The organism is Pseudomonas sp. Z3-6 (assembly GCF_051131985.1).
Classification (GTDB): Bacteria; Pseudomonadota; Gammaproteobacteria; order Pseudomonadales; family Pseudomonadaceae; genus Aquipseudomonas; species Aquipseudomonas zanjanensis.
In genome coordinates, this window is the sequence record NZ_CP071644.1 from 3,672,371 (window position 1) to 3,684,185 (window position 11,815).

8 protein-coding genes and 1 pseudogene are annotated in these 11,815 nt (G+C 52.5%); 3 read left to right on the top strand and 6 right to left on the bottom strand.

Annotated elements, in window-relative coordinates; genetic code table 11:
- Window positions 1-267 precede the first annotated feature (267 nt).
- Entirely contained in the window at window positions 268-3,687 is a 3,420-nt protein-coding gene (locus J3P88_RS16410) for a patatin-like phospholipase family protein (protein WP_434570255.1), read from the top strand.
- 341 nt (window positions 3,688-4,028) lie between these two features.
- Complete coding sequence (locus J3P88_RS16415; protein WP_434570257.1) at window positions 4,029-4,622, top strand: hypothetical protein; 594 nt, start codon at window positions 4,029-4,031, stop codon at window positions 4,620-4,622.
- Between the two features lie 264 nt (window positions 4,623-4,886).
- Here the strand turns inward: J3P88_RS16415 and J3P88_RS16420 are convergent.
- The 5 genes and pseudogenes from J3P88_RS16420 to J3P88_RS16440 all read right to left on the bottom strand — a co-directional run.
- A pseudogene (locus J3P88_RS16420) lies at window positions 4,887-5,084 on the bottom strand (cyclase family protein); the annotation flags it as partial.
- 1,595 nt (window positions 5,085-6,679) lie between these two features.
- Window positions 6,680-6,853, bottom strand: coding sequence for a hypothetical protein (locus J3P88_RS16425; RefSeq protein ID WP_434570259.1), 174 nt, complete (start codon window positions 6,851-6,853; stop codon window positions 6,680-6,682).
- Between the two features lie 191 nt (window positions 6,854-7,044).
- Window positions 7,045-7,572, bottom strand: coding sequence for a hypothetical protein (locus J3P88_RS16430; protein WP_434570260.1), 528 nt, complete (start codon window positions 7,570-7,572; stop codon window positions 7,045-7,047).
- 1,172 nt (window positions 7,573-8,744) lie between these two features.
- A complete protein-coding gene (locus J3P88_RS16435; RefSeq protein WP_434570262.1) occupies window positions 8,745-8,996 on the bottom strand; it encodes a BPSL0761 family protein in 252 nt (83 codons plus the stop codon).
- 858 nt (window positions 8,997-9,854) lie between these two features.
- Window positions 9,855-10,136: a helix-turn-helix domain-containing protein gene (locus J3P88_RS16440; RefSeq protein WP_434570264.1), complete on the bottom strand. Its 282-nt coding sequence runs from the start codon at window positions 10,134-10,136 to the stop codon at window positions 9,855-9,857.
- A 792-nt stretch (window positions 10,137-10,928) separates the two neighbouring features.
- Between J3P88_RS16440 and J3P88_RS16445 the strand changes: the two genes are divergently transcribed.
- A complete protein-coding gene (locus J3P88_RS16445; protein ID WP_434570266.1) occupies window positions 10,929-11,117 on the top strand; it encodes an AbrB/MazE/SpoVT family DNA-binding domain-containing protein in 189 nt (62 codons plus the stop codon).
- A gap of 52 nt (window positions 11,118-11,169) precedes the next feature.
- Here the strand turns inward: J3P88_RS16445 and J3P88_RS16450 are convergent, their stop codons facing one another.
- Window positions 11,170-11,601 carry a Mov34/MPN/PAD-1 family protein gene (locus tag J3P88_RS16450; protein ID WP_434570268.1) on the bottom strand — a complete coding sequence of 144 codons (432 nt, stop codon included), beginning with the start codon at window positions 11,599-11,601 and terminating at the stop codon, window positions 11,170-11,172.
- Between the last annotated feature and the right edge of the window lie 214 nt (window positions 11,602-11,815).

Consider the following 11,815-nt stretch of genomic DNA (forward strand, 5'->3'; position numbering starts at 1 on the left):
AGTTATTAACAGACGTGGGATCGACTCGATTTTGATTGATACCCGAACGTCTGGCCTCAGCCATTCGCTCCCGCCATGGAACTGCAAGGTACTTATCCAACATCGCTGGCGAAGGTCATCAGGGCTGTCTACAGTCTCTTCAGTTACCGCTACACCATCGGCCTCGTCTTTGTTCAGGTTGTCGTGCGAATTGTCGCTCAGGAAGTCAAAACTCGGATGAGTTAGAACCACGCTTTGCGTGCGATTGATTTCTTGAGGAGAGACGCCATGACGGTCGAGCAGGAAAACCCGCCACCCGAAAATACCCAACCCTCCAGCGAGGCGCTGAAGTTGCAGGCGGCACTCGATGCCGAGGCCGCTGCTTTATCCCGCCATCCCCGATCGGCCTTTTATACCAAAGGTGGGCAAACGGATGGGCAAACCTTGCGTAAAACCCGGGAGTCCATCGGCCTGGCTTTTTCTGGCGGCGGTATCCGCAGCGCTACGTTCTGTCTCGGCGTGCTTCAGGCATTGGCCGGCAGAAAAAGACTGGCCTCGTTCGACTATTTGTCTACGGTCTCGGGCGGCGGCTATATCGGTAGCTGGCTGAGTGCCTGGATTTATCGCAAAGGCTTGGCCGATGTTCAGAAGAGCTTGGCCAAGGCGGACAACGTCAACACCGAAAAAGCCCCAGCATCCTCGGAGCCTGCGGAGATCGTCTGGCTCAGGCGTTACAGCAACTACCTCACCCCCCGGGTCGGTATGCTATCGATGGACACACTGACCTTGCTCGCCACTTGGTTGCGCAATGTCATGCTCAATCTGGTCATCCTTCTTGGTTTCTTCGCTTTATTGTTCTCCTTGCCATATGCATTACTCCGAGCCTACGACTTCGCAACTCCATACGCTAATGTCTTCGGCTTCGCGGCGGCCTGGGGTGGATTGTTTTTTGTCTTCTGCATCGGCTACAACCTCTGGCACCAGGGATTGCCGATCAATCGCCGGCGTAACTGGTTGATCTCCATACCGGGAGTGGTGCTGACTGTTATTGTCCCAGGGACAGTGTCGTCAGTTTTTGCGGTCGTCTGGTGGACCAGTATTGATCCCGTTTGGAATACCGCCTTGTCTGCCGGGCGCTATTTAGCCGGTTTGCTATTGGCGTTGTTGTTGACCTGGATGTTGGCCGAGCTGGCCGAGGGCAAGCCATTGCGACTGCTGCTGCGCGATGCCGCGGTGCTGTGTATGGCCGGCGGCGTGGGGTTGGTTTCGGGCATACTGGTACTGGCCGCTGCCAGTCACTTGTTGGCGCTGGGAGAACCGGTGACGGTCGGGCACAAAATCGTTTTGCTGTGTTTGGGCGTGCCGATTTTTCTTGCTGCCCTGGGCGTCACCACTTCCATCTATACCGGAATGGTCGGCCGCGCCTTCTTCGAGCGCAGTCGTGAGTGGTGGAGCCGTCTCAACGCCTGGCTAATGATGATAGCCTTCGGCTGGGCGATTTGGTGCCTGCTGACGTTCTTTTCATTACCGCTGCTGGAATGGCTGCAGAGCCGCATGGGTGACTGGATTGGCCTGTTAGGCACAGGCTGGATCGGTACTTTATTGGTGTCGATATTCTTACGCCGCCCCGAGTCGGCCTCGATGAAGAAACAGCTGAGAGTCGACCGTCTCCTGAACGTCGCCTCAACGACCTTTGTCGTGGGGCTGGTTTTTTTTGCAGCAGCGGCTACCCAGAAAGTCTTGTTTGCAATTGTCGCCAGCTCGAGTCAAGCGCCTGCGGAGGAGCAGAAACTTCCGGGCATCTGGACGTTGTTCCAAAACAATGTGCCCGCCATTGAGTCGTTGACAGGGAACAATCCGACGACAGCTGGCATCCCCATCTTCGTACTGGCCATTGGTATCTTGCTCTTCGTGACGCTGTTGTTCGCCTGGCGGGTCGATATCAATAAATTCTCCTTGCACAACATGTACAAGAACCGTCTGGTCAGGTGCTATCTCGGGGCGAGTAACCAGAACCTGCGTAATGAACAGCCTTTCGTTGGTCTGGATGATGACGATGATCTCTCCTTGCATGTGCTGAGCAGGGGCACCAACGGCAAGAAGATCGCGCCTCAACTTCCCCTGCATATCATCAACACCACCCTGAATATCACCCAGGGGGCGGACCTGGCCTGGCAGGAACGCAAAGCAGCTTCGTTCGTATTTACACCATTGTTTTGCGGTTATTCATTGGAACGGACTCAGGGCGACACGACCTCGCTGCACCGCGATGGCGCCGCAGATCCGGCCTACCGTCCCACTGAAGCCTATGCCGCAAGGGATCAGGAAGAGAAAGGTTTCACCCTGGGCATGGCTCTGGCCACGTCAGGCGCGGCCGTCAGCCCGAACATGGGTCGCGCCAGTCTACCGATGCTGGCATTCGTCCTGACTCTGTTCAACATCCGGCTGGGACGCTGGAGCCCCAATCCGGCGCAGTCACGCTGGTATTCACCCAGCCCGCGGCTGGGGCTGCTCGCCCTATTATATGAACTGCTCGGCATGAGCGATGAGCGCAGCCGTTACGTTTATCTGTCCGATGGCGGCCATTTCGACAATCTGGGCATTTACGAACTGGTGCGCCGGCGCTGCTCCGTTATCTTTGCCGTCGATGCTAGCGCGGATGAGCAGCGTGAGATGACCGATCTGGCCGACACCATTCGCAAATGTCGAGTCGATCTGGGGGTTGATATCAGCTTCAGCCAGCTCAACGATTTTCGCGGGGATGCCAAAACCTTATGCACCCAAGGGTTCATTACCGGCACTATTCATTACGATGCGCAGAAAAATGGCACCCTGGTGCTAATCAAATCCAGTCTGGCCGCGCTGCGCGATGAACCGGCGGATGTACTGAACTACGCCATCCAGAACTCGACTTTCCCGCACCAGACAACGGTCGATCAGTTTTTTGACGAGAGTCAGTTTGAAAGCTTCCGGCGCCTGGGCAAGCTAATTGGCGATCGTTGCCTGGATGACCCCAATGTACAACGACTGCTACCCATCCGCCGGCCCGCCAGGTTTCCGATTCGCAGGAGGCAGGGAGAGGAGGGGCGAGGGCACTTCACCGACTTTATCGGCTGGTTGCGCCATATCCCGGCCAGTCAGCGTCCGGGACGCAATGATTCGCTGATCGATCTGTTCCTGGAAATGTTGCTGGCCACAACACTTGTCGGAGTGACCCTGATGCTTCTGGACCGGACGGTGTTTAACGCCTCCAATCAATTCTGCTGGAATTTGGCAAGTTGCGTGAACCTTATCAAGCCACTTCTAAGCAACGTGACACCCTCAGGACCATGGGGATCTTTAGCGATATGGCGCATCGTGTTGGATAACTTCTTCGTATTGCTATACGTAATTACCTTGCTGCTCGGCTACAAAGTCGGGTGCGCGAAACGTTGGTGGATCTGGGTGTTGATTGTTGTCCCGCTGGTCACCGGATTGAGCGACTATGCTGAAAACTTCACGTTATTGTCGGTGCTCGATGGCCATAGCGTCACTAACATGAGCGGCATGCTGGGGCTGTTTACGCTGATGAAGTTTTGGGGATTCGCGCTCAGTGTTGTGGTACTGGCGGGGCTGGCACCGAGTATCAAGCGTGCTTTTGTCACACGCTGGAATTTGTTGCCTGCGGAGGACCAAACAAATAATCCTATAAATATTGCCCGGGAGTAAGGTGGCCACAGCAGCGTATCAATTGCGTTGTTTGTCAGCTTTGCTTTGGCTCCTTGATCAATCTTGGTCGAACCGGATTTTAGGACCGGGTCGCTTGCATGCATTCGATTAGGAACCCTGGCTGATGTTAGCAGGTGTTGCTGGCTTCAAATCCGCTGGATAACCGGGCAGAAACTGAAATACCTAGTTACGTGTAATGTATATTATGTTAAACAGGATGTTTATGATAATGAGCTGGCTGCCATCACCCCACAAACTTCCTCTTTCCGCCCGGCTGTCACCCGTAGTAGCCTCGGGCACCAGCCGTGCAGCAACCTTAAGCCAGATGAATGGAATAGATAATGGAATATACTTTTGCAGCGCTATCCATACATCTTGGTCAGGATGATGAAGAAGAACTGCTTTCCCCACTGGCAAACCTATCAGGTGCTGACGCTAAAACGCTGATAGAAGAACTGACTAGGCAACGTCCAGGTCGGGAGAATCAGAGCCTCGGAATTCTTGGCTACTTAAGACCGAAGCTTCATTGCCTGATTGATATCTGGACCGGCGGGGATTACATGGATATCCGTGAAGGACAAGAAAATAACACGCTGGACGAGGGAGCTCGGCAAAAAATCAGTGATTTCTTTACCGATTGGGACCTGTTACCTCTCCCAGATCGGGATTTCATTCATTACTCCAAGGACGACAGCTGGGATAACCTCAAGGTCGGCGAAATCATCGAGCTAAAGAGTTTTATGGGCTGTGCCCCTGATGGCTGGGAGCATCGCAGCAATGGCCGCGCTCGACTCCTGTTTCGACCAACATCACAAGCACGATACCTCGGCGCTCTCACAAGGGAGCAGGCAGAACGAGAGGTGCTTATCCGGCCGGGTTCCCAGTTCATAGTAGAGGCTATCAACGATGGGGTAACCAATTTGCGCGAAACTTGACTCACCTCTAACAGAGCACCGCGATTGAGGACGTGTGCTTACCAGCCCTTGGATCAGCACAATTAAGTTTATGTATATAAAAACGCGAAGACGTGGAACTTCAGCAATCGAAGAGACTTATGAACTGTCGTATGAAAATCAGTTGTGCCTCGTCGGAGCTACCCTCCTCCCCGCCTATACTGCGATACCCCTTGACGTAAATGGCTTTAAGCAATGTGCTTGATTTATGCTAAGGCAGGAGTAAGCCTGCCCCAGCACACATGACTATTTAATCACTACCGGATTGACCGGTGACCCGGTAGCGCGATGCACTTTAAGCGGTGCCGCCACATAAAGAAACGTATATTGCCTATCATCAGCGCAACTTTTAGCCAGCTTCTCCAAATCGCAGATCTCTGTAAAGGCGATACCGAGATTACGCATCAAGGCGCAGTGCAGAGGCAACGCCACTCCTGATACTGGAGTGCTCGGAAGCAATTCTAGGTCTGAAACGTGAAGTAATCGTTAGAACCGATGCGCTTTACACAAGACCAACAACTTGCTTCCGGGCTCTGGGCTGCATATCCCGCGTTGATCTCATAGCTCACACCGCACCAATTTTTTACTTTAGCGCTTATACAGATTCGTTTCTTTCCTTCCTCCCAAACGCGAGACCAATCTTTTACTTCCTGGACACACTCAGCTTTCGATAATTACTGACAAGTCGCCAAACCTTATATTTGATCGGGTTTTCTCATAATCAACTTCCAGCCTCCTCAAGAATTGGGGTGCATGAGGGAATGCCTCTGATGGTCCAAAACGTGTGCTACTGAATGCATATCCGGACTTCGCATCAGATCGTTCCTTACCTAAAACTCATACATTCTTCTCATTGCTTCCATATTTAATACCGCATCCAACAATTACTTCCGCACTCAATATCACTCGGAAGTCACCCGTGGAACCTTCACAGTTTCGGGGTTTACTTGCCTGTGAACAGCTTGTTCAATGATCTTGTAATTCATACACTTATGTCCCATCAGTCATCGTAAAGACGATCTGGATCCGACAAGAAACCCTCTCTGTTACCCCACCTCGCTGGTGTTGAGGATCGTCTCATTGTGGTGGGAGCTGCGAGCTACAGCAGCGCTAACATGTGCGAAAATCTTTTAAGCACAGCCAGTTACTCCTTTGCTGAGGCTGACGACTGCCCTCCTCCTTAGGCCAAATTTCTGCCTTTGAGGATTGGCGGAAATTGGGAGACCCCTATGCGCTGAAAATACAGGGCGTCGCTATTTACATTGCGGAATTAGTTCTGGGTATGAACTTAAGACGCAATGGTAGTAAAAATTCGACCTTCACTTCTCAAGCTGTAAACCTCAGCCTTCAGTTCTTCAATCGTCCAAGACGTCACTCGCCCGCTACATTTCAACTGTCAGCCAGTCCCCGAAAGATATAATTCGTTGCTTGCCTTCCTCTAAAAGCATGGCGATTCGCAGAGTGGTGTCCATAGTGATCTTTCATAGCAACCAGTATTTCCTCAAGGTCGATTACATGTGCTCTCGGGGTTTGCAGGCGAAGGGTTCAGGGCCAATATGAGCTGACCGGTTTTCCTCCACTTCTTTCCCCAATCGTTGCGCACGGTGCCCTAAATTCAGTGCACTAACCAGTGCGTGCCTGATCGACCATAATTGTCATGAGTCTGAATTGATAGGCCCAGCGATGAAGCTGTCAAGTGCCTTGCCATAAACCTCGATCGGTAACCTCACGATTGCGGTTTGGTTCCATCCTACGGTGATGAACTCAAAGGTAGCGCTGCAGTGCGGATGCATAGCTACCGGCGGAAGTACCTGCATATATCCTGCTGATTATAATTTATAGCCAGCAGGATATATTCAGATATACGCCAAATCTGCACGCCTGTTGGTGCTATCGCTGAAGTGTCCACAAGCCAATGCCACACTGACCCAACACCAATCATCTCAAGCTCAGCATTGGTATGGTTAATGAAGCAGTGCCTTGGGTCAGCGATGTTTTCAGCATCTGGGTCAATCCTCTCCGGGCTATATTAGCTTATGCTAACTACCAGCAAGGCGCCCATGAGGTTCATGTTCGATTCCAAATTGCGAGGCCGCATCAAGAAATCTATGAGCTGCTTCATCAGATCTATTTGCCATCATGCGCCGAGCTTCGGCCTCAAATTGCGCCTTTAAAAACCATTTAAACGTTTTGACTTTACGTCTTCCTTTCATGGCGGCACCTCGTGAACGCTGTTGGGTAAGAAGCCTTCGACGTCGCGCTCGTAGTAGAGTATCGGCGGCAGCGATGTTCAGCGTGTAGGTTGATAGGCTTTTAAGCCAGGGGTATCCGTCCCCCTTCTCCCGGCTTGATCTGCAAAAGCCTCCATTGGGATTGAGCTACGGTACCGATGGGACGTGATCAATTACTCCGGGGTGTCCTCTCCCTCTGGTAGGTTTACTGCGTTGACTATTCGGGTGATGACAACCGACAGCCAGGTTTGATGGGTGACAAGCTCCGGATCAACGTCACCATCCGCATTGGACGTTTCGTAGAGTGACCTCCAGCTCAAGATAGCTGCCGGCTCGACCTTAGCGTTGTCTATGAATACACCTTTTGAAGCGAGCCGGTAGGCATATGTATCTACGCAAGCGCCATCATCAAATCTTAGCTGAACTCGGCCAAAATTAAACACGTTCTCCGCGATCCATCGCGGAGAGCCGTTGAGTTTTGGAGGAATCGCCAGCAGGACACCTACGATGGCCTTATCTGAATCAGGCCGATCTATTTCGTTAAAAAGGTCGATTAGATCTTGGCCGGATAACCGTTTGACTATCTTTATGCCCTGCTCCGGCTGAGCCACGTTCGCCACCGCGACCATCAGCATTGTCGAGGGGCTGTGCTCATCACCCGTCGCCGATAACTGGTGGGCGCTAATCTGAAGTGCAGACATAAACTTATCTCGAAATGAATGCTATAGATTGTAGCTCTATAGAGCTCAAAAAAGGGCTCGTCGTCCCTTTTGTGTGTTAAACAAAATGGAACTGAAGGAAGCGCTCGCCATTGCGTTGCGTAACGTAATATGCCGCTTCGCCGTGGCTTGACTCGAGAAGATTTCGGAATCGTTAGCAGCACATATCTCAGTACGCTTGAACGCGGCCTTAAGAACGTTACGTAGAAAAGGCAGCGAAGCTTGCCGACAGAATGGGGGGCACTCACTACCCTCCTCCTTGAGAGTTTTTGCCCTTTATCTGGATATAGATCTAGATTCGCTGCCCGAACGTATTCGGCGTGAGATCAACAAGCCGCGGACCCTTAGCTCGTAACCAGTGAAGTCGAATTATTGCGCAGCGTTGTCTGGCGTCTCGTACTGGCCAGAGGGCAAATGAGAGTTCCGGGCATTCCCACAGTCAATCTGGCGGTACACGAGAATCTCCAGCAGGCACCCGATGGTGTGTTGGGCAGGTAAGCTTGGGCAGGTAAGCGACTGGTTTTCCGTCGGTATATCACCTGCCGTTGATTAGCCTCTCTTCACGGCTCGTCATCCGCTAAGTGCTTTTGGAGAAGTGCTTGCAAACGTACACGGTAGGCGACGAAAATATTCACGCGCATTTTCAGTAAACATAGCGCACCCTCCTGTTCGGCATTTTCGTGCACCTTTCGCGACAGGAACAACCATCATGACCTGCGGGTAATATCCAAACGCGTTCCGGCAATGTCACGTGGACGTAATCGATGGTCGGGTCGGTGCGAGCGGGGCCTACCCAGTATCATTTTTATCCCTCAGCCGCGCAAAGCATCCACGCGACGCTGGAGCTGCACATCAGTTTGTCCAACCCACTGTGTCAGCGTCGAGCGTGCGTGCGTGCGTGCGATCGGTAGCCTGGCTCGACCGAAAATTTTTCTCCTGCATGGGTCGACTCCAACCCTTTTCGACAGATGGCAGTCAGCCAAAAGCTTACCTTCGTGGCCGCACTGTGACGAGCTGGCCCCAGTCGAGGCGGTGGATATTCGATGCTTGAGCTCCACACGATATCCCCTGTCGGGATCGACAAAGACAACTAGAGTCTTGGCAAACGCGTCTGAATTACAAACGACAGACCTTGTTAAAGAACTGGCCTAAAGCTATATCTCCGCGGTGAACATAGGGTGATAACCGTTGATGGCTAATTCCCACCTGGAATCTCCGGGTTCTGCACTTTGGATAATGTCATCCATCTTGCCGGCGAATAGGACAAACGACGACTCAGGGTAATGTCGCAGAAGGCGCTTTGCTTCATTACGGTACTCCTCAGGAATGAGGCGGCTCTTTGACAATTCACGCAAAAACGCTTCTGTTTGGATCACACTTCGGGTGCGTTCACTCGGCATACTCATTTCAGCCCTCTTTGCCTTTTCGTAGTCGACCGATAAAATGGCCGAGACCACTATACAGGTAGTAGGCATGCTCCGACTGCGTGAGCCCAGCAAGCGGGAAGAAGGCTGTCGGGGCTCCGTTAGGGGCGGACGTACTATCCTGCCCCGTATCGTGGACGGGGCAAACCGGTGATCCAGCGCGCCACCCTGGTGCAGGTGAAAAAGCGCAGCGGCACTGGGTCGGAGAGGAGCTTCAGTTCGACGATAGGCATCGACCTGCGGCAGTGCGAGGACAGGCTGGCGTACCTTCACCGACAGGGAGCGCTCTCGCCCTCAGGTGCTTGGTGAGAGAAGCTGGAAGGCGATGCAGGACTGGCTCGACACGCTTCGCGATGGCAAGCCGGTTCACCCAGGTAACAAGTGTCAGCATTTGATTTTCATGTCATCTGTGCCGTGGAAGATGTCGTGGTCATCCCACGTCATCACCGTTGATACGCGACATGGCATCGGCCGTATCCAGGTTCGACAAACGCTTGCCCAGTCGCGACGCGTGTCCGGTAACCAGCGCCTGGCATAGAGCTCGAAATAATACGACTCGATCTCCTACTCAAGTGCAGCATTCACCTTGAGTTTCAGCTGGTCCTTACGCGACAACCTGACCCGTTGTTTAAGAGGTTTGGCATCCGAATCAAGGGCTGCGAGTTACCGGAGCTCTCCTTCCCCTCCCCCTGCTCTTCTTGGTCAGTTCCAAACGCCGGGAACTGGTAGCGCTTCCCGTCGCCCGTTGGTTCGACACAGGCGCCGGCGTATGGGCATAGTCCTGAGATTCTTATTGAACAAAAGGCTTATAGGCCTTTCCGTGGCGATGAGCATCCCCCTTCAGGTTTTTACTGAGCACAACTCATCCCTGATTTTCTGAAACAGAACCTCAACGTCCTGATGACTTTCTTTACCGACATATGTGGCGACAAGGATGGTGAGGGGGTGCACGTCTAGAGCCCTCGCTAGCTGGTCCACCTTTTCTAGCGTAGGGCTTTTGAGGCCTCGTTCCAGTGTGCTTAGGTACGTGCGACTGCTTACAGTAGCAAAATCCTCTTGAGTAAGATTTTTACTGCTTCTGACCTGCTTCAGCGCTAGGCCGAACGCGATATTGAGTTCCAATTTGCTGATTCCGCAAAAGGAACGATGAAGCGCTATCGAATCTTATAGGACTACAATCTATAGTGTTCATTTTCTAGGTTTATCATGTTCACCACCTACCCAAGGGCCAAAATAGCTCTCGATCCACCCGTTGCTAACGACTCGTATGAGGGGCAGCGAGTTTGGAGCTTCGTTGCGCAGGAGCTGCTGCTAACCTTGGTTTTAGCTCCAAGTGGTGCGCAGGTCTGGGCGGGAAAATTACGCCAGCATGGATATGATGTACCACTCAAGAGCTCAAACAGTTTATCGACGCGCAGTCGAACCGGGTCTGGGGCGAGCAGGCTCAGTGGTTACACCTCCCCACATGAATGGCCAATCTATTTGGTTGATGGAGCCTCTGATGATGGCTGGGATCGTTACGGATCCCCGGGACGGATCGCATTTTCTTGTTTACCAAGTCGCCCGCGGGGTTACTTACTCATTACGGAACGATACCGATGCGACCTTGGAGCCTTTCAGAATCTTATTTTCAGGCGAGCGTGACCTTCGGAGCTAGGGCGCTTATAGATCAGAGCAGACCAACAATAGCGGAGGCGGTATGAAAGGGCGACGCAAGCTCAAAACGGCCAAATAGGCTTTAGTTGCGCAGTCAATTCTACAGTCCAGAGCAATCTTGACATCTGAAGAGCATGCACTACGCAGGGGAAGGTTACTCTCAAGACCTGAAGCTGCAACTGGGCATGATAAACCCGTGGGCTTACTCCCCGGAGTGAGCAGCGTTCGTGATAAATTCAATATAGCTGCGGAATGACGATGAACAAATTCCAACGTTGGACCGTGAAATGTCAAAATACTAAGGACGGGAGTGGCGATGTTATTATCGACTTGCCAACTGATCTACTTGCCGAGTTAGGGTTAGGCGTCGGCGACGTGCTTACCATTGAGGTCGTTAACGGTTCGATAGTATTGAGGCCGAAGTCGAACGAGCCTACGGTCCCATGATTTATCGATATCAAAGCGCGGCTCAGGTTCCACGCTCACTGTAGCAGGCGAATCAACGCACAAAAATCCCTATTGCATCTTTGGCGGCGATCACCATGAGCGCTGGCAACCCCTCGATACTCATCTGGCGATGCAAGGTACTCAATAAATTCTCATCTAGCTCACTCGGACGAGCTGGACACCCATCAGGATGCGAATGCCATTCGCCCACATAATCCACCATGCCGGCAGTACGTTTGTGTACTACCTTCAGAACTTCGGCCTGGTCCTCTTGCCATCTAATGAAATGGCTCGGGCTGGCCTCACTATCTGTCGGCGTCGGCAGCACGTCGACGATGACAATTGTCTTTGTTTCCAGATCCGTGACGCCGATGATCGCGCCACCCGTTTCCATCGGCAGGGCCTCCTGCCGAGCAACGTATAATTTTTGTACCAATGACTCATCGTATTTCACCGCCCAGCCAGATGATTGCGCTGTATGCATTTGCGCGACGTCGATCCCATGTGCTGTAACGGATCAAGATTTGTCATCGGACTCCCAGACGCAAATCCTAGCCTGCGGCTTGGCTATCGACGGCCGAAGATGCCTGGAAAGAATCCCGGCATGGCCATGTTAGGCTTTTGAGGCCTCGCTCCAGTGTGCTGAGGTACGTGCGACTGCTTACAAGATGATGGGGCCATTGGCGTTCAGTGGGCGT

Excerpts from the sequence above, each read along its gene's own strand:
- J3P88_RS16410 (WP_434570255.1), top strand. The coding sequence starts at position 268 with ATGACGGTCGAGCAGGAAAACCCGCCACCCGAAAATACCCAACCCTCC.
- J3P88_RS16415 (WP_434570257.1), top strand. The coding sequence starts at position 4,029 with ATGGAATATACTTTTGCAGCGCTATCCATACATCTTGGTCAGGATGAT.
- J3P88_RS16425 (WP_434570259.1), bottom strand. The coding sequence starts at position 6,853 with ATGAAAGGAAGACGTAAAGTCAAAACGTTTAAATGGTTTTTAAAGGCG.
- J3P88_RS16430 (WP_434570260.1), bottom strand. The coding sequence starts at position 7,572 with ATGTCTGCACTTCAGATTAGCGCCCACCAGTTATCGGCGACGGGTGAT.
- J3P88_RS16435 (WP_434570262.1), bottom strand. The coding sequence starts at position 8,996 with ATGAGTATGCCGAGTGAACGCACCCGAAGTGTGATCCAAACAGAAGCG.
- J3P88_RS16445 (WP_434570266.1), top strand. The coding sequence starts at position 10,929 with ATGAACAAATTCCAACGTTGGACCGTGAAATGTCAAAATACTAAGGAC.
- J3P88_RS16450 (WP_434570268.1), bottom strand. The coding sequence starts at position 11,601 with ATGCATACAGCGCAATCATCTGGCTGGGCGGTGAAATACGATGAGTCA.